The organism is Pseudomonas sp. B21-059, from assembly GCF_026016285.1.
GTDB lineage: Bacteria > Pseudomonadota > Gammaproteobacteria > Pseudomonadales > Pseudomonadaceae > Aquipseudomonas > Aquipseudomonas danubii.
Map to the genome: position 1 here is coordinate 2210900 of NZ_CP087201.1, position 22818 is coordinate 2233717.

Sequence of the window (22818 nt, forward strand, 5' to 3'; positions counted from 1 at the left end):
AAAATGGAGATGTTGCGGACGCCGCGTGACAGCATCCGCCGAGATACGGGCGAGAGCCGGGCCTGTGCCCTCGGCGTAGGGGCCGGCTGCTGGCGAAGCGGTCATTGAATGGTGCGTTGCACTTCGAGACGTCTTCGCTGGCGAGCCAGCCTCTGCATCGGCGCCAAAGGTGGCGGGGCGGTGCCAGGCTCAATCGCGGTTAGCGACTGCCTTGGTGCGGGGAGAAGGTGAAGGCGAACAGGACGCTGCGGCGGCGACGGTTGATCGCGCAATCATGCTGGGCAACGGCCAGGGTTGCCGAAGGGCTCATCGAGGGGGAGAGGCACGGGGACTGTGCTGGCAGGAACATCGTTGTCTGACTGGCCGGAAAAATAAGCGCACAGCCTACGTCAGGCCATTGCGGCAAGGCAACCAGACCTTTGCCTGAGCCATTCGGCTCGCAAAGCACTTTATCCGCATGTCTGGCTGACATGCGGATCATGAAACTGATAGTGGTTTTTTTCTGCTGATTTGCCAAAAGAGCAGGGCGCTCTTGCTGTGTTTGAGGCAAATCAGTGTAGGAATATGGCTCCACGACCTGGACTCGAACCAGGGACCCAGTGATTAACAGTCACTTGCTCTACCAACTGAGCTATCGCGGAATGCGCCGTATCTTACTGATTCAGAAAGGGAAGTCAACAAGCTGTGAATGTTTTTTTCAGTGCAGCGAGGTTCGGAATGATCTGCTGACATTACTTCAAGGGTTTTATCGGCTAGCGGGCCTGTACGTGATCCGATAGGGGCTACCATGGCTCCCCGGAAGTGGTTTCACGCGCTGCCGGCCTCAAGCCGCAAAGGTACGTTTTTATGATGCGCTTCGATTTATCCCAGGTTCCCACTCATTTTTTTGCATCGCGATGCGAGGTGCTGTCATGAGCATCGAGCAGATCAACCTGCCCAAGGGAGTCGGGCCTCAGGCCGACAAGTTGTGGGATGCCATTACCCAGGCAGCGGCAGCGGCGGATCTGAACCGCGCGGCGGGCAAGGCCGAAGGTTTTGTCCTGGGGCTGGAGAGTGCCAAGGCCATCAAGAGCCAGGTCGCTGAGGCGTTGTACGTGGCCTTTGATGATGCCGCCAGTCAGCGAATGCGTGAACTGGCGGGTTGAGTCGGTTCAGCCGCCGAAGGTCAGGGTGCCCAGCATCAGCTTGGCCATCAGCGATGTGGCTGCCAGTTGCACCAGCCACAGGGCCAGACCACCGAGGAACACGCCGAGGGCTATTTGCAGTACCAGGCTCTTTTCGCGTTTCTGCGAGCGGGGCAAGTAGTGCTCCAGTTCGTCGCGGTCGGCCCGCAGGTCATCGTTTTTCATCTGGATTCTCGATCGGCAAGGGAGGCGTGGCCTCAGTCTAGAGGATGCAGGGGCTGGACTGGGTATTAGCTGAGCGCGCACAAAAAAGGGGAAGCACCCTGGCTTCCCCTTTTTGCGCGACGGCCGTGAATCAGATCACATGGAGGATGGCCTTGGTCACCACGTCGATGTTGTTCTGGTTCAGTGCGGCCACGCAGATGCGGCCGGTGTCCAGGGCGTAGATGCCGAATTCGTTGCGCAGGCGGGTCACTTGCTCAACGGTCAGGCCGGAGTAGGAGAACATGCCGCACTGGCGGCCGACAAAACTGAAGTCGTGCTCAGGGGCGCCTTTGGCCAGTAAGTCGACCATCTGGGTGCGCATGCCGCGAATGCGCAGGCGCATTTCCGCCAGTTCCTGCTCCCACTGGGCGCGCAGTTCCGGGTTGTTCAGCACCGCGGCAACGATGGTTGCGCCATGGGTTGGCGGGTTGGAGTAGTTGGTGCGGATCACGCGCTTGACCTGGGACAGCACGCGAGCGCTTTCTTCCTTCGAGCTGCTGACGATGGACAGAGCGCCAACGCGCTCGCCGTACAGCGAGAACGACTTGGAGAACGAGCTGGACACGAAGAAGGTCAGGCCCGACTCGGCGAACAGGCGCACTGCGGCAGCGTCTTCGTCGATGCCGTCGCCAAAGCCCTGGTAGGCCATGTCGAGGAATGGCACGAGGTTTTTCGCCTTGACCACTTCCAGGACGTTTTGCCAGTCCTGCGGAGTCAGGTCGACACCGGTCGGGTTGTGGCAGCAGGCATGCAGCACCACGATCGATTGGGCCGGCAGGGCGTTGAGGTCTTCCAGCAGGCCGGCACGGTTTACGTCGTGGGTGGCGGCGTCGTAGTAGCGGTAGTTCCGCACCGGAAAACCAGCGGTTTCGAACAGTGCGCGGTGGTTTTCCCAGCTTGGATCACTGATGGCAACCACAGCGTTGGGCAGCAGTTGCTTGAGGAAGTCGGCGCCGATCTTCAGTGCACCAGTACCGCCAACGGCCTGGGTGGTGACCACGCGGCCAGCGGCCAGCAGGGGCGAGTCGTTGCCGAACAGCAGTTTCTGTACCGCTTGGTCATAGGCGGCAATGCCGTCGATCGGCAGGTAACCACGGGAAGCGTGTTGAGCGGCGCGAATTGTCTCGGCTTCGACAACGGCGCGCAGGAGTGGAATGCGTCCCTCCTCGTTGCAGTACACGCCCACCCCAAGGTTGACCTTGTTGGTTCGGGTGTCGGCGTTGAATGCTTCGTTGAGGCCCAGGATTGGATCGCGTGGTGCCATTTCGACAGCGGAGAACAGGCTCATTTTTACGGCGGCTCTGAATGGAGTGTGGAGGGACGTGTCGCGCTCCAGCCGAATGCACTAGAGCGGTGCACAAACGGGGAGCTAGTATAGAGGCCATCATCGCGGTGGGCGACAGTCGATTGACCTTTTGCAGCAAGTTTTTCGCTTTATTTTTCGACCGTTAGTCTTATTGCAACATCCTGGGTGTTAGCGGGTGTCAGGCCTTTCCCTTGAAAGCCGTAGTATTTGGCTCCACATCTAGCACATTCCCGTTTTTTCCCCGGCGACATGGGTCGTACGCGGTCTTTCTCGTTCCTGTACGGTATGGCCGCGCACGAATGATCCCAGAGGTAGGTTATGTCCGAATTCCAGCTAGTCACCCGCTTCCAGCCCGCCGGCGACCAGCCGGAAGCCATCCGCCTGCTGGTCGAAGGCATCGAGGCTGGGCTGGCGCACCAGACCCTGCTCGGTGTGACCGGTTCGGGCAAGACTTTCAGCATTGCCAACGTGATCGCCCAGGTGCAGCGCCCAACCCTGGTGCTGGCGCCGAACAAGACCCTGGCGGCCCAGTTGTATGGCGAATTCAAGGCCTTCTTCCCGAACAACGCGGTGGAGTACTTCGTTTCCTATTACGACTACTACCAGCCCGAAGCCTATGTGCCTTCCTCGGATACCTTTATCGAGAAGGATGCCTCGATCAACGACCATATCGAGCAGATGCGCCTGTCGGCGACCAAGGCGCTGCTGGAGCGCAAGGACGCGATCATCGTGACCACGGTGTCCTGCATCTATGGTCTGGGCAGCCCGGAAACCTACCTGAAAATGGTTCTGCACGTGGACCGCGGCGACAAGCTCGACCAGCGTGCCTTGCTGCGGCGCCTGGCGGACCTGCAATACACCCGCAACGATATGGACTTCGCTCGCGCCACCTTCCGTGTGCGTGGCGACGTGATCGACATTTATCCGGCGGAATCCGACCTGGAAGCGATCCGCATCGAGCTGTTCGACGACGAAGTGGAAAGCATCAGCGCTTTCGACCCGTTGACCGGCGAAGTGATCCGCAAGCTGCCGCGTTTCACCTTCTACCCCAAGAGCCACTACGTGACCCCACGGGAAACCCTGCTGGACGCTATCGAGGGGATCAAGGTGGAACTGCAGGAACGCCTGGAATACCTGCGCTCCAACAACAAACTGGTGGAAGCCCAACGTCTGGAACAACGCACCCGTTTCGATCTGGAGATGATCCTCGAGCTGGGCTATTGCAACGGCATCGAGAACTACTCGCGCTACCTCTCCGGCCGTCCCGCTGGCGCCGCGCCACCCACCTTGTACGACTACCTGCCGGCGGATGCGCTGTTGGTGATCGACGAATCCCACGTCAGCGTGCCTCAGGTGGGCGCCATGTATAAGGGCGACCGTTCGCGCAAGGAGACTCTGGTGGAATATGGTTTTCGCCTGCCATCGGCGCTGGACAACCGGCCGATGCGTTTTGACGAGTGGGAAGGCGTCAGCCCGCAGACCATCTTCGTCTCTGCTACCCCGGGCAACTATGAGGCTGAGCACGCCGGGCGCATTGTGGAGCAGGTGGTGCGTCCCACCGGCCTGGTTGATCCCCAGGTGGAAGTACGCCCGGCCCTGACCCAGGTGGATGACCTGTTGTCGGAAATCACCAAGCGCGTGGCGGTGGAAGAACGAGTGCTGGTCACCACCCTGACCAAGCGCATGGCCGAGGACTTGACCGACTACCTGGCCGACCACGGCGTGCGCGTGCGTTATCTGCACTCGGACATCGACACCGTGGAGCGTGTGGAAATCATTCGCGACCTGCGCCTGGGCACCTTTGATGTGCTGGTGGGGATCAACCTGCTGCGTGAAGGCCTGGACATGCCGGAAGTGTCGCTGGTGGCGATTCTCGATGCCGACAAGGAAGGCTTCCTGCGTTCCGAGCGTTCGCTGATCCAGACCATCGGTCGTGCCGCGCGTAACCTCAATGGCCGGGCGATTCTCTATGCCGACCGCATCACCGGCTCCATGGAGCGGGCGATTGGCGAGACCGAACGGCGGCGTGACAAGCAGATTGCCTTCAACCTGGCCAACGGCATCACCCCCAAAGGGGTGTTCAAGGATGTCGCCGACATCATGGAAGGCGCCACCGTGCCGGGCTCGCGCAGCAAGAAGCGCAAGGGCATGGCCAAGGCCGCCGAAGAAAGTGCCCGCTACGAAAACGAACTGCGTTCGCCCAGCGAAATCACCAAGCGCATTCGCCAGCTCGAAGAAAAAATGTACCAACTGGCCCGGGACCTGGAGTTCGAGGCGGCGGCGCAGATGCGCGACGAAATCACCAAGCTGCGCGAGCGCTTGCTGACCGTCTAACGGCGTTCGATCCCTCTTCGCTGGCTGGCCGGCGAAGAGGGGCTCAAGTCCTGTGCGGTGCTCGAGGGGGGGGGGCTTCGCTGGCAAGCCAACTGCTGCAGGCATTTCGTGGGTCAGTGGGCTTCTCCTCCTTGGGCGATGCCGACAACCTGGAAGACGTCGTTGTGGGTCATGATCAGCGGCTGCCTCAGGGCGCGGATGATCTGGATCTGATTGCGCTGCGGCCCGGCGAGGTCCGGGTTGAGCACTCCGGAAGAGAGGCTCGCGAGCCCGAACAGGTCAAATCCCAGGGCGCACAGCCGCAATCAAAAAGTGTAAGAAAATTTATTAGCGGGTGAACCTGGCATATAGCCCGTGGGTGGTAAATGCCAGGCGCTGATACTTGACCATTCATGGGCTCTGCGGCGGCCTGTAGTCGCAACCTTGGCTTAAATGCCCTCCTTACTGGAGCCGGGCCGGGGTCGCCTGTTACCATTCGCCCCCCTGTTTTATTCCTCGTTTTTCTATCTTTTCGAGATATGCCATGACCACCGTCCGCACGCGCATCGCGCCATCGCCTACCGGGGACCCCCACGTAGGTACCGCTTACATCGCTTTGTTCAACTATTGCTTTGCCAAGCAGCATGGCGGTGAGTTCATCCTGCGTATCGAAGACACCGATCAGTTGCGTTCGACCCGCGAGTCCGAGCAGCAGATTTTCGATGCCTTGCGCTGGTTGGGCATCAACTGGAGCGAAGGGCCGGATGTGGGCGGTCCCCATGGTCCTTATCGCCAGAGCGAGCGCGGCGATATCTATCAGAAATATGCTCAGCAATTGGTGGACCTGGGACACGCGTTCCCATGCTTCTGCACGGCCGAAGAGCTGGACCAGATGCGCGCCGAGCAGATGGCTCGTGGCGAGACGCCGCGTTATGACGGCCGCGCCTTGCTGCTGTCCAAGGAAGAAGTGGCCCGGCGTCTGGCGGCCGGTGAGCCCCATGTGATTCGTATGAAGGTGCCGACCGAAGGCGTCTGTGTGGTGCCTGATCTGCTGCGTGGCGATGTCGAAATTCCGTGGGATCGCATGGACATGCAGGTCCTGATGAAGACCGATGGCCTGCCGACCTACTTCCTGGCCAACGTGGTCGATGACCACCTGATGGGCATCACCCATGTGCTGCGCGGTGAAGAGTGGCTGCCTTCGGCACCGAAGCTGATTCTGCTCTACGAGTACTTCGGTTGGGAGCAGCCTCAGCTTTGCTACATGCCGCTGCTGCGCAATCCGGACAAGAGCAAGCTGTCCAAGCGCAAGAATCCGACCTCTGTGACCTTTTATGAGCGCATGGGCTTCATGCCGGAAGCCATGCTCAATTATCTGGGGCGCATGGGCTGGTCGATGCCGGACGAGCGCGAGAAGTTCTCGTTGCAGGAAATGGTCGATAACTTTGACCTGTCGCGGGTATCCCTGGGTGGGCCGATCTTCGATATCGAGAAACTGTCCTGGCTCAACGGCCAGTGGTTGCGTGACCTGCCGGTGGAAGAGTTCGCCAGTCGCGTGCAGACCTGGGCGCTGAATCCTGAGTACCTGATGAAGATCGCGCCCCATGTGCAAGGCCGGGTGGAGACCTTCAGCCAGATCGCACCGTTGGCCGGCTTCTTCTTCGCCGGTGGCGTGACCCCGGACGCCAAGTTGTTCGAATCCAAGAAGCTTTCTGGCGATCAGGTGCGGCAAGTGATGCAGTTGATCCTGTGGAAGCTCGAGAGCCTGCGCCAGTGGGAGAAAGACAGCATCACCGCGACCATTCAGGCAGTGGTTGAATCCCTGGAGCTGAAACTGCGTGACGCCATGCCGCTGATGTTCGCTGCGATCACTGGCCAGGCCAGCTCGGTGTCGGTGCTCGATGCCATGGAGATCCTGGGGCCTGACCTTACTCGTTTCCGTCTGCGCCAGGCCATCGACCTGCTCGGTGGCGTGTCGAAGAAAGAGAACAAGGAGTGGGAAAAACTGCTGGGCGCCATCGGCTGACGGCGCTTCGCAGCAGGGGAGCTACAAGGCGCTGCGGGCTTTTCGACTACGCTTGATTCTCAGGCGCCAGGTCGATTGGTCGCTGGCCAAGTGGGTTCCAGGCGGCTCGCGGCCCCCCCGTTTATGGGAGTTGGCACGGGCCGCTAAGGCTGAAAAAGCCAGGGTTTTTGGGGCAGGGCGGTAAGTGGTTGTTATCCCGGCAAATTTTTTTTCAAAATACGGAAAAAAAATTGACAGCCTTCCGATCGCCCCTTAAGATTCGCCCCGTCCTCACCGACGAGGGGCTATAGCTCAGCTGGGAGAGCGCTTGCATGGCATGCAAGAGGTCGACGGTTCGATCCCGTCTAGCTCCACCAAATTTGCAGTTCAAGGTCTGGCCACACCGGCCTTGAATCGATCAGTACTCAGCACTGGTCAGTTGTATAGAAGGGTTTGCGTCCCCTTCGTCTAGTGGCCTAGGACACCGCCCTTTCACGGCGGTAACAGGGGTTCGAGTCCCCTAGGGGACGCCAGTTTTACACAAGCGATGTTGCAAGATTTCGCTGCGCCGCGAGGCGAAAATCCGGGGCTATAGCTCAGCTGGGAGAGCGCTTGCATGGCATGCAAGAGGTCGACGGTTCGATCCCGTCTAGCTCCACCAATTTACAGTTCAAGGCCTGGCCACACCGGCCTTGAATCGATCAGAGCTCAGCACTGATCAACTGTTAGAAGGGTATGTGTCCCCTTCGTCTAGTGGCCTAGGACACCGCCCTTTCACGGCGGTAACAGGGGTTCGAGTCCCCTAGGGGACGCCAGTTTTACACAAGTGATGTTGCAAGATATCGCTGCGCCGCGAGGCGAAAATCCGGGGCTATAGCTCAGCTGGGAGAGCGCTTGCATGGCATGCAAGAGGTCGACGGTTCGATCCCGTCTAGCTCCACCAATTTTACAGTTCAAGGCCTGGCCACACGGGTCTTGAATCGATCAGAACTCAGCACTGATCAACTGTTAGAAGGGTATGTGTCCCCTTCGTCTAGTGGCCTAGGACACCGCCCTTTCACGGCGGTAACAGGGGTTCGAGTCCCCTAGGGGACGCCACGTTTACCCGCTATGCGGGATTTTTAAGGGTCATTCAATTATTGAATGGCCCTTTTGTTTTTCTGGCGTCCGGCCAACTTTTACCCTCTTCCTCAGCCTGCACTTCTGACCGGCGGTCACACTGACGACTTGCGGAAAATTATTATGGGAATAATATTTTGTCCGTAATATTCGGAGGCAACGATGAACGATAAAAAAGCTCAAACCCGCGAACGTATTCTCCAGGCTGCCAGTTCGGCGCTGATCCAGCGAGGCCCGGCCGAACCGAGTGTGGGTGAGGTGATGGGGGCTGTCGGGCTGACGGTGGGGGGCTTCTATGCGCACTTCGAGAGCAAGGATGCGCTGATGCTTGAGGCGTTCACCCAACTGCTCGCCCACCGACGTGGCTTGCTCGACGAGATGGACGCAGGCTTGAGTGGTGAGGAGCGAAGGGCGCTGACGGCAGCGTTCTATCTGTCGCGCAAGCACCGCGACTCCACTGAGCAGGCCTGTCCGATTCCGGCATCGGTGGGTGAGCTGGGGCGGCTTCCAGAGAGTTTTCGCAAGGCTTTGAACGAGCATATGGAGCTGATGGTCGCGCAGTTGGCCGCAAGCCCCGAGGACACGGACAAGGCGTTGGCGGATATGGCGTTGATGGTTGGTGGGCTGTCCCTGGCGCGAGCTCTGGGGCCGGGTGAATTGTCCGATCGTCTACTGCGTGCCGCCAAGTCGGCGGTTCTATGACCTGAAGTTTGGTTGCGAGGTGTTGGGCGATGAGCGGATTGAGCTGGATTCGTGGTGTCAATGGCACTCTGGGCTGGGTGGCTCCTCAGTGGGCGGCGAATCGGATGCGCCAGTTGTTCATGACTCCCCGTGAGCTGCCGCCCCGAGAGTGGGAGCTGCCCCTGCTGGAGCGTGCTGAGCGTCTGACCTTGCGCTTTGGCCTCTCTGCCTTGCGTTGGGGGCAGGGGCCGACAGTGTTGCTGATGCATGGCTGGGAAGGGCGACCCACTCAATTTGCCAGCCTGATCGAGGCGCTGGTGGCGGCTGGCTATACCGCAGTGGCGCTGGACGGTCCCGCCCACGGCCGCTCTCCAGGGGAGGAGGCCAATGTGGTGCTCTTTGCCCGGGCGATGTTGGAGGCAGCAGCGGAATTGCCCCCCTTGCGCGCAGTGATTGGTCACTCCATGGGCGGTGCCAGCGCCATGCTCGCTGTGCAGTTGGGACTGCGCACCGAAACCCTGGTCAGTATCGCCGCGCCGGCTCGGATTCTTGGCGTGTTGCGAGGTTTTGCCCGCTACATGCGCTTGCCGCCCAGGGCGCGCTCGGCCTTTATCCGTCAAGTGGAGAAGGATGTGGGGATGCGTGCCGCGACTCTGGACGTGGCTCAGTATCAGTTGGAGATGCCTGGCCTGATCATTCATGCCGAAGATGATCGATTTGTACCGGTCAAGGAGTCGGAGTTGATCCACCAGGCCTGGTTCGACAGTCGCTTGCTGCGCTTGAGTGAAGGAGGTCATCAGCGAGTGTTGGCCGATCCCCGAGTGATCGACGCTGTGATCACTCTGGTCACCGGACGCCATCTGCCGGCGCGCCAATCTGCCTGAGCATCCGCTACACTGCCCCGGTCAAAAAATCTGACCGGGAGTTGGGCATGAGTTGGGATCTGGCAACGCCATTCGTTATCGATCTGCAGGTGGTGGCCGAGGATATCGATGGCTTGGGGCACGCCAACAATGCGGTCTACGTGACCTGGCTGGAGCGTTGCGCCTGGCGTCACTCGCAACGTCTGGGGCTGGATCTGGCCGAGTATCGTCGCCTGGATCGGGCGATGGCCGTGGTGCGGCACGAGATCGACTATCTGACCGCGGCTTATGAAGGCGATGAGCTGCAACTGGCCACCTGGATCGTCGATTGGGATCAGCGCCTGAAGATGACTCGACGTTTCCAGCTGGTCCGTCCGAGCGATGGCAGTACCTTGTTGCGGGCCCAGACCACTTTTGTCTGCATCGAGCTGTCCAGCGGCAAGCCCAAGCGTATGCCCGCCGAATTCCTTGAGGGCTACGGCCCAGCCCTGCAGGGCTCGTGATCACCTTGGCTCCTGTGTGGATACCGTCTTGCCAGCGAAGGCGTGTTCAAGGGCGCTGTCAGGCCGGAGAACCCATTTGTCGCTAAGCACAACGCCGCTCGGCCGTTCCTACAAAATTCCTGTTATCGGGTGAAACCCAGTAAACTGGCGGACTTTTTTTCGCCTGATTTTTCGTTGAGTGTGTTTCATGCAAATTGCCCTGGCGCCCATGGAGGGGTTGGTCGACAACATCCTGCGGGATGTGTTGACTCGTGTTGGCGGGATCGACTGGTGTGTCACCGAGTTCATTCGCGTCAATGACCGTCTACTGACGCCTGCCTATTTCCACAAGCTCGCTCCCGAGTTGCTGCAAGGCGCGCATACCGCTGCCGGCGTGCCATTGCGCGTGCAGTTGCTGGGGTCCGATCCGGTGTGCCTGGCTGAAAATGCCGCGCTGGCCTGCGAGCTTGGCAGCGAGGTGATCGACCTGAATTTTGGCTGTCCAGCCAAGACCGTCAACAAGTCCCGGGGTGGGGCGGTGCTGCTTAAGGAGCCTGAACTGCTGAATCAGATTGTCGAGCATGTGCGGCGAGCGGTGCCTGCGCATATCCCGGTCACGGCAAAAATGCGCCTGGGCTTCGATAGTCCGGACGGTTCGCTGGTGTGCGCTACGGCGCTGGCCGAGGGTGGCGCGGAACATATCGTGGTTCACGCACGGACCAAGGTCGATGGCTACAAGCCGCCCGCTCATTGGGAGTGGATTCCTCGGGTGCAGGATGTGGTCAAGGTGCCGGTGTTCGCCAACGGCGATATCTGGAGCGTCGAGGATTGGCGGCGCTGTCGGGAGATCAGTGGCGTGGAGGACATCATGCTCGGTCGTGGGCTGGTCTCGCGTCCGGACCTGGCCCGGCAGATCGCCGCCGCTCGCGCAGGGGAGGAGGTGGTGGAAATGTCCTGGGCCGATCTGCAGCCCATGCTTCAGGACTTCTGGGCCCAGGTGGTGGTGCAACTGACCCCCCGTTCAGCCCCGGGGCGTTTGAAGCAATGGCTGGCCATGCTGACCCGCAACTATCCGGAGGCGGTTGAGCTGTTTACCGCTCTGCGTCGGGAAACCGATCTGGATCAGGTGGGGCGGCTGCTGGGCATGCCCCGCAGCGAAGCGGCGTAAAAAATTCAAAAAAAGCCTCTTGAAATGTCAGGAGCGGTCCCTATCTCTTGGGTACGCGACGCCGAATTCGGGTCGCGGAGATAACCACTCGCTGAAAAATCAGGAGATAGACCCATGAGTACTGCATTTTCCCTGGCTCCACTGTTCCGTTCCTCTGTTGGCTTCGACCGTTTCAACGACCTGTTTGAATCGGCATTGCGCAACGAACCGAGCAGCAGCTATCCACCCTACAACGTTGAAAAACACGCCGACGACCAATACCGCATCGTTATCGCCGCTGCCGGCTTCCAGGATGAAGATCTGGAACTGCAAGTGGAGAAAGGTGTGTTGACCGTGAGCGGTGGCAAGCGCGACGCCAATGAAAGTGTCACCTACCTGCACCAGGGCATTGCCCAGCGTGCATTCAAGCTGTCCTTCCGCCTGGCCGACCATATCGAGGTCAAGGCCGCGGCCCTGAGCAACGGTCTGCTGAACATTGACCTGCTGCGGGTTGTACCGGAAGAGGCGAAGCCAAAGCGCATCCCGATCAACGGTGCGCAGCAGCCGGCTCTGCAACACTAAGACCGCTGTAAAAAAAGGGCGCCCTGGTGGCGCCCTTTTTCGTGCCTGTCATTTCAGCAGCTTCTTGAATTCGCTCAGGGGTAGTGGCTGGCTGTGCAGGTAGCCCTGGTACAGATGGCATTCCAGCCCCTGGAGGAATTCCAGTTGCTGTGGGGTTTCCACGCCTTCGGCGATGACCTTCAGGTTCAGGCTGCGGGCCATGGCGACGATGGCCCGGATGATTTCCGCATCGTTGGGGTCGTGGGTGGCATCGCGGACAAATGACTGGTCTATCTTCAGGGTGTCCACCGGCAGGCGTTTTAGGTACGTCAGGGAGGAGTAGCCGGTGCCGAAGTCGTCCATGGCAAAACTGACCCCAAGTTTTTTCAGTCGACGCATCTTGTTGATGGTGTCATCCAGGTTCTGGATCACGATGCCTTCGGTGATCTCCAGCTTCAGCAATGATGAGGGCAGGGCATAGGCAGTCAGGCTGTGTTCGATTCGTTCGACGAAGTCGTTCTGGCGAAATTGCCGAGGGCTGATGTTGACGCATAGGCTGAAGTGGTGCGGGTCCACCAGGCCTTGCTCGATCAGTTGGCTGAAGGCCAGGCAGGCTTCATCGAGAATCCAGGTGCCCACTTCAAGGATCAGTCCGCTGTCCTCCAGCACCTTGATGAACTCCGTCGGTGATTGCGCCCCCAGCTCCGGGTGCTGCCAACGCACCAGGGCCTCGGCGCCGACGATGCGGTTGTCGCGGGCATCCACCTGTGGCTGGTAGTGCACGCTGAATTCGCCGCGGGACAGGGCCAGGCGCAGGTCGGTTTCCATGCGCAGGCGTTCGCTGGCGGCCTTCTGCATGGTGTTGTGGTACATCTGCGTGGTGTTGCGCCCGGAGTCCTTGGCGCGGTAAAGGGCAATGTCGGCGCGCTTGAGCAGGTCGGTGGGGGTTGAGCCGTGATCGGGAATCAGCGCCACGCCGATGCTGGGGGTGACCTGCAGGCGCTGGCCGTCGAGGAACATCGGTTCCGAGAGCAGCTCGCGCAGGGTTCCTGCCAGTTGCCGCACTTGTTCACTGACCTCATTGCGCGAGCCTTCCAGGCCGCTGAGCAGCACCACGAATTCATCGCCGCCCAGGCGCGCGACGGTGTCCTCCATGCGCACGCTGGCTTCCAGTCTGGCGGTGATGATCTTCAGTACGGTATCGCCCACCGGGTGCCCCAGGGAGTCATTGATGTGCTTGAAGTGGTCCAGGTCGAGGAACAGCAGGGCGCCCCGCAGGTTGTGGCGCTTGAGCAGAGCGATCTGCTGGCTCAGGCGGTCCATCAGCAGGGCGCGGTTGGGCAGGTTGGTCAAGGGATCGTGGTAGGCCAGGTGGCGGATCTGCGCCTGGGCATTCTTCAGCAGGCTGACGTCCCGGGCCGTCAGTAGCAGGCACGGTGTTTCATTGAGGATGATCGGCTCCACCGAGACCTCTAGGGTGAGGATTTCCCCGCGCTTGTTACGCCCGAGCATTTCCAGGTGATGCACCCGGCCCTTGAGCCTGAGCTCCGCCAGCAGTGTGGCGAGCTGGGCTTCTTCGGCCCAGATGCCGACCTGGTACATGGTGCGGCCGAGCACTTCATCGGTGCGGTAGCCGGTCAGGCGGCAGAAGCCGTCGTTGACCTCCAGGTAGCGGCCGGTGTCGCGCTCGGTGATGGTGATGGCGTCAGGACTGGAGTGGAAGGCCTTGGCGAATTTCTCTTCGCTGGCCTTGAGTGCGGCCTCGGAACGCTGTTGCTGGGTGATATCCCGCAGCGTGGTGACGATGCACGGCTGCTTGTCGACGGTGATCAGGCGGCTGGAAATGATGCAGGTCAGTGCCTGGCCGTTCTTGTGGTTGACCACCACTGCCACGTTGTTCAGCGCCTGTTCGCGAATCACCTGTTCGATCCGCCGCAGACGCGGGGCGGGATCTGCCCAGAAGCCGATCTGTTCGGCGCTGCGGTTGATCACATCTTCCGGGGTCCAGCCGAAGGTCTGGGTGAAGCTTGAATTGATCTCGATGAACTGGCCGGTTTCCAGCAGGGTCAGGCAGATGGGGTCCGGGCTGACCTGGAACAGGCTGGCGAACTTCTCTTCCGAAGTGATCAGGCGCTGTTCGCGTTCCACCTGTTCGGTGATGTCCAGCAGCGTTCCGGCCATGCGCAGTGGATTGCCCTGCTCGTCGCGATAGAGGCGAGCGCGGCTTTCCAGGTAACGCGAGCTGCCGTCCGCCAGTTGCACCCGGTAAGTCAGCTGGTAGTTGCCCGCCGGGCCTTCCCGCAGGCTGCGATAGGCATCGCGCATGCTGTCGCGTTCTTCAGTGGGGACGCCCTCGAAAAAGGCTTCGAAGGATTCATGGAAGGGCGCCGGCTCCAGGCCGTGCAATTGTGCGGCCCGGGCCGAGCCATAGAGCATGCCGCTGGGAATGTGCCAATCCCAGGTGCCCAGTTGCGCCGAATCCAGGGCCAGGTCGAGGCGTTCCTGGCTGTCTTTGAGGGCCTGTTCGGCTCTTTTGCGTTCGCTGGTATCGAGAAAGGTGCTGAGCAGGTAGGGCTTGCCTTCCAGTTCGATTTTCTGCGCGCTGAGAATGCCGTCGTGGATCTGGCCGTTACTGGCGCGGAACTGGACTTCGAGGCTGGCGGCCTGGCCCTTTTTCTGCACGGCCTTGATCAGTTGGGCGCGCTGTTCGGGATTAACCCACAGGCCGATCTCCAGGGTAGTGCGGCCTATCACATGTTCGGCGGGCCAGCCGAACTGGCTTTCGAAGTATTGGTTGGCCTCGCTGATCAGGCCATCTTCCAGGCGGGTCAGCAGCACCATGTTGGGGCACAGGTGAAACAGGGTGGCGAAACGTTTTTCCGAGCTGCTGAGGGCTTCCTCCCGCTGGCGTTGGTGGGTGATCTCGCGGATCACCCCGATCATTCGGGGCTTGCCATGCTTGTCTGGTAGCACGCTGCCGTTGATCTCCAGCCAGTGCAGGCTGCCATCGGGCCAGCGAATGCGGTGGTGCATCGCGTGTTCCAGGGGCGCTCCCGCCAGCACCGAATGAAAAGCCCGCACGGTTCTGGCCCGGTCTTCAATGGGGAGCAGATCGAGGTATTCGAGGTTTTCCGGCAGGGGTTGGCGTGGATCGAAGCCAAACAGTGCCTGGGTGCCCCGGGACCAGCTGATCTGCCCGCTTTCAATATCCCAATACCAGGCTCCCAGCCGCGCGCCATTGAGAGCGGCGAGCAACTGCGGTGCGCTTTCCCAGCTTTGTTCCGACTCCCTGGGGTCGACAGCATGGATACGCGGCATGGGTGGAATACGGTCAGCGGGTTTTGGCATGGGTGTCAGGCCTTGAGCTGAGTCATTCGTTTGGCGCGGGATACTCATGACAGTTCGGCTTGGCACGGGCAATACCCGGAAGAGCTATGCCGGGTTCCCTGGCCAATCGACTTGTGCATCCAGTAAGGCCATGAAGGCCCGCGCAGCATTCGACAGCGTCCGTTCGGTATGCAGGATATAGCCTAGCTGGCGTCGCAGTTGTATGCCCGGTAAAGGAATGCGCGCCACTTGATCGTCGAGCATGGTGCGGGGCAGGACGCTCCAGGCCAGACCGATGGAAACCATCATCTTTATAGTTTCCAGATAGTTAGTGCTCATGGCGATGTTCGGCGTCAGGCCTTGGGCCTCGAACAAGCGTTGGACAATATGGTGGGTAAAGGTGTTGCCGCCGGGAAAAACTGCCGGATGCAGGGCAATATCCGCCAGGCTGACCTGGCCGTTGCTGACCAGCGGATGTTCCGGGGCGGCGACAAAGTCCAGCGGGTCGTCCCAGACCGCGGTGGCCTTGATCAGGCTGTGGGGCTCGGGTGCCAAGGTGATCACCGCCAGTTCGGCGCGGCCGTGGAGGATTTCCTCGTAGGCCACCTCGGAATCGAGGAATTGGATGTCCAGCGCCACTTGCGGGTAGCGCCGGGTAAAGGCCCGCAGCAGCGGCGGCAGGCGGTGCAGGCCGATGTGATGGCTGGTGGCCAGGGTCAGGCGGCCGCTGACTTCCCCGGTGAGGTTGGTCAGGGCGCGACGGGTGTCGTCCAGCACGTTGATGATCTGATACGCCCGGGGCAGCAGAGCGCGTCCGGCCTCGGTCAGGCCGACCTCGCGGCCCAGGCGGTCGAACAGGCGCACATTGAGCTGCTGCTCCAGGCCGGCGATACGTTTGCTGATAGCGGGCTGGGTCAGGTGCAGGCGTTCACCGGCGCCGGAAAAGCTGCCGGTCTCGGCGATGGCTATAAAGGCATTGAGGTTGGCCAGGTCCATGGTTGTATTCCAGCTGGTTATCCAAAGCATGAAAAATATGAATTTGAGTTATTTAATCTAACGCCATAGCATCAGCCTCACAAGCCAAGGGGTTATTGATCGGCCGACGGTCAGGGCCCGGGGCATAGAAACAAGCTGATGAGGAATGGTCCGATGGCCGGCAAGACGCTCTACGACAAGCTCTGGGATTCGCATTTGGTCAAGCAGCGCGACGATGGTTCGGCGCTGATCTATATCGATCGTCACATCATCCATGAAGTGACCTCGCCGCAAGCGTTCGAAGGCCTGCGTCTGGCCGGACGCAAGCCTTGGCGCATCGATGCCAACATCGCCACCCCGGACCACAACGTACCGACTACGCCTGAGCGCAAGGGCGGGATCGAAGCGATTGCCGATCAGGTCTCCCGGCTGCAGGTGCAGACCCTCGATGACAACTGTGACGAATACGGCATCGTCGAATTCAAGATGAACGATGTGCGTCAGGGCATCGTCCACGTGATCGGTCCGGAGCAGGGCGCCACCTTGCCGGGCATGACCGTGGTCTGCGGTGACTCCCACACCTCCACCCATGGCGCCTTTGGTGCCCTGGCCCATGGCATCGGCACTTCCGAGGTGGAGCATGTGCTCGCCACCCAGTGTCTGGTGGCCAAGAAGATGAAGAACATGCTGGTGCGCGTGGAAGGCACCTTGCCCTTTGGCGTGACCGCCAAGGACATCGTCCTCGCAGTGATCGGCAAGATCGGCACCGCCGGTGGCAACGGCCACGCCATCGAGTTCGCCGGCAGCGCGATTCGCGACCTTTCCGTTGAAGGCCGCATGACCATCTGCAACATGTCCATCGAAGCCGGTGCCCGTGTCGGACTGGTGGCGGCGGACGAAAAGACCGTGGCTTATGTCAAGGGTCGTCCGTTTGCACCCAAGGGCGCCGAATGGGACTTGGCGGTCGAGGCCTGGAAAGACCTGGTGTCCGATGCCGATGCCCAGTTCGACACCGTGGTCGAGCTCGATGCCGCGCAAATCAAGCCGCAAGTCAGCTGGGGCACTTCGCCGGAAATGGTTTTGGCCGTGGATCAGCGCGTGCCGGACCCGGCCAAGGAAATGGACCTGGTCAAGCGTGACTCCATCGTCCGAGCCTTGAAGTACATGGGTTTGAGCGCCAACCAGGCAATCACCGACATTCAATTGGATCGCGTGTTCATCGGTTCCTGCACCAACTCGCGGATCGAAGACCTGCGTGCCGCGGCGGTGATCGCCAAGGGCCGTAAAGTGGCCTCCACTATCAAGCAGGCGATCGTGGTTCCGGGTTCGGGGCTGGTGAAGGCCCAGGCTGAGTCGGAAGGCCTGGACCAGATCTTCCTCGAAGCCGGTTTCGAATGGCGTGAGCCGGGCTGCTCGATGTGCCTGGCGATGAACCCGGATCGCCTGGAGTCCGGTGAGCATTGCGCGTCGACGTCGAACCGCAACTTCGAAGGGCGCCAGGGTGCCGGTGGGCGTACCCATCTGGTCAGCCCGGCCATGGCCGCCGCCGCCGCTGTCAGCGGTCGTTTCGTCGACGTCCGTGAATTGATCTAAGGAGCGCAGCATGAAAGCTTTCACCCAGCACAATGGTTTGGTCGCGCCTTTGGATCGTGCCAACGTCGACACCGACCAGATCATCCCCAAGCAGTTCCTGAAGTCGATCAAGCGCACCGGCTTCGGTCCGAACCTGTTCGATGAGTGGCGCTACCTCGACGTGGGCCAGCCCTACCAGGACAACTCCAAGCGTCCGTTGAACAAGGATTTCGTCCTTAACGCCGAGCGTTACCAAGGGGCCAGCGTGTTGCTGGCGCGGGAGAACTTCGGCTGCGGCTCGAGCCGTGAGCACGCGCCCTGGGCCCTGGAAGAGTACGGTTTTCGCAGCATCATCGCGCCAAGCTATGCCGACATCTTCTTCAACAACAGCTTCAAGAACGGTTTGTTGCCGATCATCTTGAGCGATGCTGAAGTCGACGAGCTGTTCCAGCAGGTCGAAGCCACGCCGGGTTACCAGTTGCACATCGACCTTGAGGCGCAGACCGTGACCCGTCCCGACGGCAAGGTGTTGAAGTTCGAGATTGATGCCTTCCGCAAGCATTGCCTGCTCAACGGTCTGGACGACATCGGCCTGACCTTGCAGGACGCTGACGCCATTGCCGCCTTTGAGGCCAAGCATCGGGCCAGCCAGCCCTGGTTGTTCCGCGACGCCTGAACGCCGGCAGCCGGCTCCTGCGGATTTGTGTTGCAGGAGCTGGCTGGCCAGCGAACGCCGTTCCCCTGATCAAAAGGACCACAGCATGACCAGCAACGCCCATAGCCAGGTGGTACAGAAGCAATTCGGTGAACAGGCCTCGGCCTACCTGAGCAGTGCCGTACACGCTCAAGGCGCCGAATTCGCGCTGCTACAAGCCGAAGTGGCGGGCCAGGGTGCTGCCCGGGTCCTGGACCTGGGCTGTGGCGCCGGTCATGTCAGCTTCCACGTTGCGCCGCTGGTCAAGGAAGTGGTGGCTTACGACCTCTCCCAGCAGATGCTGGATGTAGTGTCGGGAGCCGCGCAGGAGCGTAATCTGCATAACGTCCGCACCGTTAAAGGCGCAGCCGAGCGCTTGCCGTTCGCCGACGGTGAGTTCGACTTCGTCTTCAGTCGCTACTCGGCTCACCATTGGAGCGACTTGGGCCTGGCCTTGAGAGAAGTACGCCGGGTGCTGAAGCCGGGTGGCGTGGCGGCGTTCATTGATGTCTTGTCGCCGGGCAGTCCACTGCTGGACACTTACCTGCAAAGCGTTGAAGTGCTGCGTGACACCAGTCATGTTCGTGACTATTCGGCTGGGGAGTGGCTGCGCCAAGTCAGCGAGGCGGGGTTGCATACCCGCAGTACCGCTCGTCAGCGTCTGCGCCTGGAGTACAGCTCCTGGGTCGAGCGCATGCGCACGCCCCAGGTGCTGCGGGCGGCAATTCGCGAGCTGCAGCAGGCAATGGGCAATGAAGTGCGCGAATATTTTGAGATTGAGGCCGATGGTTCGTTCAGTACAGATGTACTGGTGCTGTGGGCCGAGCGATAGAACTTTTCCGGGCGCGCCTGCGGGTGCGCCGACAGAGCAAATGAGGAACGCATGAGCAAGCAGATTCTGATTCTCCCAGGTGACGGTATTGGTCCGGAAATCATGGCCGAGGCGGTCAAGGTGCTGGAGTTGGCCAATGACAAGTACAGCCTGGGCTTCGAGCTGAGCCACGACGTCATCGGTGGTGCTGCCATCGACAAGCACGGTGTGCCCCTGGCCGATGAGACCCTGGATCGTGCTCGTGCCGCCGATGCTGTGCTGCTGGGTGCTGTGGGTGGTCCGAAGTGGGACAAGATCGAGCGTGATACTCGTCCTGAGCGCGGCTTGCTGAAGATTCGTGCGCAGTTGGGTCTGTTCGGCAACCTGCGCCCGGCGATCCTCTATCCGCAACTGGCCGATGCCTCGAGCCTGAAGCCGGAAATTGTCTCGGGCCTGGATATCCTCATCGTGCGCGAGTTGACCGGCGGCATCTACTTCGGTGCGCCTCGCGGCACCCGTGAGCTGGAAAATGGCGAGCGCCAGTCCTACGACACCCTGCCGTACAGCGAAAGTGAAATCCGTCGTATCGCCCGGGTCGGCTTTGACATGGCGCGGGTGCGTGGCAAGAAGCTCTGCTCGGTGGACAAGGCCAACGTTCTGGCCTCCAGCCAGCTGTGGCGTGAAGTGGTCGAACAAGTGGCTCTGGACTACCCGGATGTCGAGTTGAGCCACATGTATGTGGACAACGCCGCCATGCAACTGGTGCGTGCGCCGAAGCAGTTCGACGTGATCGTCACCGACAACATGTTCGGCGACATCCTCTCCGATGAGGCTTCGATGCTCACCGGTTCCATCGGCATGCTGCCGTCGGCTTCCCTGGATGCCAACAACAAGGGCATGTACGAGCCTTGCCACGGTTCGGCGCCGGACATCGCCGGCCAGGGTGTTGCCAACCCGCTGGCGACCATCCTCTCGGTGTCGATGATGCTGCGTTACAGCTTCAACCTGAATGACGCGGCAGATGCCATCGAGCAGGCGGTGAGCGGAGTGCTGGATCAGGGTTTGCGCACCGGTGACATCTGGTCGGCCGGTTGCACCAAAGTCGGTACGCAGGAAATGGGCGATGCAGTAGTCGCCGCGCTGCGGAATCTGTAATCTTTCGGGCCCACCGCACAGACGGTGGCCCACTTTTGTAAAGGTGTAGTTGCGATGAAACGTGTAGGTCTGATCGGTTGGCGCGGTATGGTCGGTTCCGTGCTCATGCAGCGGATGCTTGAAGAGCAGGACTTCGATCTTATTGAACCGGTGTTTTTCACCACTTCCAATGTCGGTGGCCAGGGGCCGTCGGTGGGCAAGGACATTGCTCCACTGAAGGACGCCTACAACATTGAAGAGTTGAAAACCCTCGACGTGATTCTGACCTGCCAGGGTGGCGACTACACCAGCGAAGTCTTCCCCAAGCTGCGTGAAGCCGGCTGGCAGGGTTACTGGATCGACGCTGCTTCCAGCCTGCGCATGCAGGATGATGCGGTGATCATTCTTGACCCGGTGAACCGCAAGGTCATCGACCAGCAACTGGATGCCGGGACCAAGAACTACATCGGTGGCAACTGCACCGTCAGCCTGATGCTGATGGGCCTGGGCGGCCTGTTCGAAGCCGGTCTGGTGGAGTGGATGAGCGCCATGACCTACCAGGCGGCCTCCGGCGCCGGCGCGCAGAACATGCGCGAGCTGATCAAGCAAATGGGCGCGACCCACGCGGCTGTCGCTGATGACCTGGCCAATCCGGCCAGCGCCATCCTCGACATCGACCGTAAAGTGGCTGAAGCCATGCGCAGCGATGCCTATCCGACCGAGAACTTCGGCGTGCCCCTGGCCGGCAGCCTGATCCCGTGGATCGACAAGGAACTGCCTAATGGCCAGAGCCGTGAAGAGTGGAAGGCCCAGGCCGAGACCAACAAGATCCTCGGTCGCTTCAAGAGCCCAATCCCGGTGGATGGTATCTGCGTGCGTATCGGTGCCATGCGCTGCCACAGCCAGGCGCTGACCATCAAGCTCAACAAGGATGTGCCGATCGCCGATATCGAAGGGCTGATCAGCCAGCACAATCCCTGGGTCAAACTGGTGCCGAACCAGCGCGACATCAGCATGCAGGAGCTGAGTCCGACCAAGGTCACCGGTACCTTGAACATCCCGGTTGGCCGTCTGCGCAAGCTGAACATGGGCTCGCAGTTCCTCGGTGCCTTCACCGTGGGCGACCAGTTGCTGTGGGGTGCAGCCGAACCGCTGCGCCGCATGCTGCGGATCTTGCTGGAGCGTTGATTCTCTAAGCGTTTGAAACAGCCCGCCCCTTGCACAAGGCGCGGGCTTTTTCATGCTCATGTAGCGGGCTCGCCCGCGAAGAGTGCTTTAGCCCAACCAGCACTTTCCCCCGCGAATTGCCTCGTCACCCCGTGCCGGGTAAAGTGCCGCTCCCCCCGTTCCGCCTGAGGTAGCACCATGACCCCGTCCTTTGATATTGCTGTTATCGGCGCCACCGGCACGGTTGGCGAAACCCTGGTGCAGATTCTCGAAGAGCGTGATTTCCCCGTTGCCAACCTGCACCTGCTCGCCAGCAGTGAGTCGGCTGGTCACTCGGTGCCGTTTCGCGGCAAGAATGTCCGTGTGCGAGAAGTCGACGAGTTCGACTTTGGCAAGGTTCAGTTGGCGTTTTTCGCCGCGGGCCCTGCGGTGACCCTGAGCTTCGCTCCTCGTGCCGCAGCGGCCAATTGCGCCGTGATCGACCTCTCCGGTGCCTTGCCGTCGGCCCAGGCACCCAATGTCGTGCCTGAGGCCAATGCCCAGGTGCTGGCTGGTCTAAAGAAGCCGGTGCAACTGAGCAGTCCCAGTGCTGCGGCCACGGCGCTGGCGGTGGCGCTGGCGCCATTGCAGGACGTGCTGGATATCCAGCGGGTCAACCTGACCGCCAGCCTGGCGATTTCCAGCCAGGGGCGTGAGGCCGTCAGCGAACTGGCCCGGCAAACCGCCGAACTGCTGAATGTGCGTCCGTTGGAACCGCGTTTCTTCGATCGCCAAGTAGCCTTCAATCTGCTGGCTCAGGTCGGTACGCCAGATGCCCAGGGACACACGCTGTTGGAAAAGCGTCTGGTGAGAGAGTTGCGGGAGGTGCTGGGGCAGCCTTTATTAAAGATTTCTGTCACTTGCATTCAAGCACCGGTGTTTTTTGGCGATAGCTATAGCGTGACTTTGCAGTCAGGTGCCGACGTCGATCTGGCGGCGGTGAATGCGGCGCTGGAGGCGGCTCCCGGCCTGGAACTGGTGGACGCCGGTGATTATCCCACCGCAGTGGGTGACGCCGTGGGCCAGGACGTAGTCTATGTGGGGCGGGTTCGTGGTGGCGTCGACGATTCGGCGGAACTGAATCTGTGGCTGACTTCGGACAACGTCCGCAAAGGTGCGGCCTTGAACGCTGTGCAGCTGGCTGAATTGTTGATAAAAGACCTGCTGTAAAAGATACTTGGCAACAATTTGCAGAATGAATCTAGCCGGGCGCTATGCTTGGCAAGTTGCTGGA

General features: G+C 60.6%; 19 protein-coding genes, 7 tRNA genes and 1 pseudogene. 20 read left to right on the forward strand and 7 right to left on the reverse strand.

Translation table 11 applies throughout. The annotated features are described in order from the left end of the window. Positions 1-199: 199 nt before the first annotated feature. The gene (locus tag LOY69_RS10060) at positions 200-574 is read right to left on the reverse strand and encodes a hypothetical protein (RefSeq protein WP_265074447.1); all 375 of its coding nucleotides are present in this window, start codon (positions 572-574) and stop codon (positions 200-202) included. Beyond that, positions 566-641: transfer RNA gene (locus LOY69_RS10065), tRNA-Asn, on the reverse strand. Before LOY69_RS10065 ends, LOY69_RS10060 begins: the two co-directional genes overlap by 9 nt. Positions 642-911: 270 nt before the next feature. Here LOY69_RS10065 and LOY69_RS10070 point away from each other — a divergent pair. Continuing rightward, positions 912-1145, forward strand: coding sequence for a hypothetical protein (locus tag LOY69_RS10070; RefSeq protein ID WP_102863689.1), 234 nt, complete (start codon positions 912-914; stop codon positions 1143-1145). Between the two features lie 6 nt (positions 1146-1151). On the opposite strand, the gene LOY69_RS10075 is transcribed toward LOY69_RS10070, so the two are convergent. Together LOY69_RS10075 and LOY69_RS10080 are read right to left on the reverse strand one after the other, a co-directional pair. After that, a complete protein-coding gene (locus LOY69_RS10075) occupies positions 1152-1349 on the reverse strand; it encodes a hypothetical protein (protein WP_011060362.1) in 198 nt (65 codons plus the stop codon). Between the two features lie 130 nt (positions 1350-1479). Next, positions 1480-2676, reverse strand: coding sequence for an amino acid aminotransferase (locus LOY69_RS10080; RefSeq protein WP_265074448.1), 1197 nt, complete (start codon positions 2674-2676; stop codon positions 1480-1482). Between the two features lie 336 nt (positions 2677-3012). On the opposite strand from LOY69_RS10080, the gene uvrB reads away from it, so the two are divergent. Then, on the forward strand, positions 3013-5028 hold the full coding sequence (gene uvrB / locus LOY69_RS10085; RefSeq protein ID WP_102863684.1) for an excinuclease ABC subunit UvrB: 2016 nt from the start codon (positions 3013-3015) through the stop codon (positions 5026-5028). 170 nt (positions 5029-5198) lie between these two features. Here the strand turns inward: uvrB and LOY69_RS10090 are convergent. Then, positions 5199-5327: pseudogene (locus LOY69_RS10090) on the reverse strand (hypothetical protein); the annotation flags it as partial. 224 nt (positions 5328-5551) lie between these two features. Between LOY69_RS10090 and gltX the strand changes: the two are divergent. The 12 genes from gltX to LOY69_RS10150 all read left to right on the forward strand — a co-directional run bounded on the left by gltX (position 5552) and on the right by LOY69_RS10150 (position 11886). After that, positions 5552-7033 (forward strand): glutamate--tRNA ligase, encoded by a 1482-nt coding sequence (gene gltX / locus LOY69_RS10095; RefSeq protein ID WP_102882514.1) that lies wholly within the window; start codon positions 5552-5554, stop codon positions 7031-7033. A gap of 280 nt (positions 7034-7313) precedes the next feature. Beyond that, positions 7314-7389: transfer RNA gene (locus LOY69_RS10100), tRNA-Ala, on the forward strand. An 80-nt stretch (positions 7390-7469) separates the two neighbouring features. Beyond that, positions 7470-7545 (forward strand) — tRNA-Glu (locus LOY69_RS10105). 52 nt (positions 7546-7597) lie between these two features. Continuing rightward, positions 7598-7673 (forward strand) — tRNA-Ala (locus tag LOY69_RS10110). Positions 7674-7751: 78 nt separating this feature from the next. Then, positions 7752-7827: transfer RNA gene (locus LOY69_RS10115), tRNA-Glu, on the forward strand. A 52-nt stretch (positions 7828-7879) separates the two neighbouring features. Then, positions 7880-7955: transfer RNA gene (locus LOY69_RS10120), tRNA-Ala, on the forward strand. Between the two features lie 79 nt (positions 7956-8034). Next, positions 8035-8110 (forward strand) — tRNA-Glu (locus LOY69_RS10125). A 183-nt stretch (positions 8111-8293) separates the two neighbouring features. Next, a complete protein-coding gene (locus LOY69_RS10130) occupies positions 8294-8833 on the forward strand; it encodes a TetR/AcrR family transcriptional regulator (RefSeq protein ID WP_265074449.1) in 540 nt (179 codons plus the stop codon). A 29-nt stretch (positions 8834-8862) separates the two neighbouring features. Beyond that, positions 8863-9696 carry an alpha/beta fold hydrolase gene (locus LOY69_RS10135; protein ID WP_115581979.1) on the forward strand — a complete coding sequence of 278 codons (834 nt, stop codon included), beginning with the start codon at positions 8863-8865 and terminating at the stop codon, positions 9694-9696. 47 nt (positions 9697-9743) lie between these two features. Next, a complete protein-coding gene (locus LOY69_RS10140; RefSeq protein ID WP_213665016.1) occupies positions 9744-10178 on the forward strand; it encodes an acyl-CoA thioesterase in 435 nt (144 codons plus the stop codon). Positions 10179-10365: 187 nt separating this feature from the next. Continuing rightward, positions 10366-11325 carry a tRNA dihydrouridine synthase gene (locus tag LOY69_RS10145; RefSeq protein WP_102863678.1) on the forward strand — a complete coding sequence of 320 codons (960 nt, stop codon included), beginning with the start codon at positions 10366-10368 and terminating at the stop codon, positions 11323-11325. A 114-nt stretch (positions 11326-11439) separates the two neighbouring features. Then, positions 11440-11886, forward strand: a complete 447-nt coding sequence (locus LOY69_RS10150) for an Hsp20 family protein (protein ID WP_102882511.1) — start codon at positions 11440-11442, stop codon at positions 11884-11886. A 48-nt stretch (positions 11887-11934) separates the two neighbouring features. Here the strand turns inward: LOY69_RS10150 and LOY69_RS10155 are convergent, their stop codons facing one another. Both LOY69_RS10155 and LOY69_RS10160 read right to left on the reverse strand, forming a co-directional pair. Further along, positions 11935-15213, reverse strand: a complete 3279-nt coding sequence (locus LOY69_RS10155) for an EAL domain-containing protein (protein WP_102882510.1) — start codon at positions 15211-15213, stop codon at positions 11935-11937. An 84-nt stretch (positions 15214-15297) separates the two neighbouring features. Continuing rightward, positions 15298-16188, reverse strand: coding sequence for a LysR family transcriptional regulator (locus LOY69_RS10160; protein WP_102863672.1), 891 nt, complete (start codon positions 16186-16188; stop codon positions 15298-15300). A gap of 153 nt (positions 16189-16341) precedes the next feature. Here LOY69_RS10160 and leuC point away from each other — a divergent pair, with 153 nt between their 5' ends. The 6 genes from leuC to LOY69_RS10190 all read left to right on the forward strand — a co-directional run bounded on the left by leuC (position 16342) and on the right by LOY69_RS10190 (position 22754). Beyond that, positions 16342-17760 (forward strand): 3-isopropylmalate dehydratase large subunit, encoded by a 1419-nt coding sequence (gene leuC / locus LOY69_RS10165; protein WP_102882509.1) that lies wholly within the window; start codon positions 16342-16344, stop codon positions 17758-17760. A gap of 10 nt (positions 17761-17770) precedes the next feature. Further along, complete coding sequence (gene leuD / locus LOY69_RS10170) at positions 17771-18415, forward strand: 3-isopropylmalate dehydratase small subunit (RefSeq protein WP_102882508.1); 645 nt, start codon at positions 17771-17773, stop codon at positions 18413-18415. Between the two features lie 85 nt (positions 18416-18500). Further along, positions 18501-19265 (forward strand): class I SAM-dependent methyltransferase, encoded by a 765-nt coding sequence (locus tag LOY69_RS10175; protein WP_110596799.1) that lies wholly within the window; start codon positions 18501-18503, stop codon positions 19263-19265. Between the two features lie 51 nt (positions 19266-19316). Next, a complete protein-coding gene (leuB, locus tag LOY69_RS10180; RefSeq protein WP_265074450.1) occupies positions 19317-20399 on the forward strand; it encodes a 3-isopropylmalate dehydrogenase in 1083 nt (360 codons plus the stop codon). A gap of 54 nt (positions 20400-20453) precedes the next feature. Then, positions 20454-21566, forward strand: a complete 1113-nt coding sequence (gene asd / locus LOY69_RS10185) for an aspartate-semialdehyde dehydrogenase (RefSeq protein ID WP_102863663.1) — start codon at positions 20454-20456, stop codon at positions 21564-21566. Positions 21567-21743: 177 nt separating this feature from the next. Further along, the gene (locus LOY69_RS10190; protein ID WP_102882506.1) at positions 21744-22754 is read left to right on the forward strand and encodes an aspartate-semialdehyde dehydrogenase; all 1011 of its coding nucleotides are present in this window, start codon (positions 21744-21746) and stop codon (positions 22752-22754) included. Positions 22755-22818 lie beyond the last annotated feature (64 nt).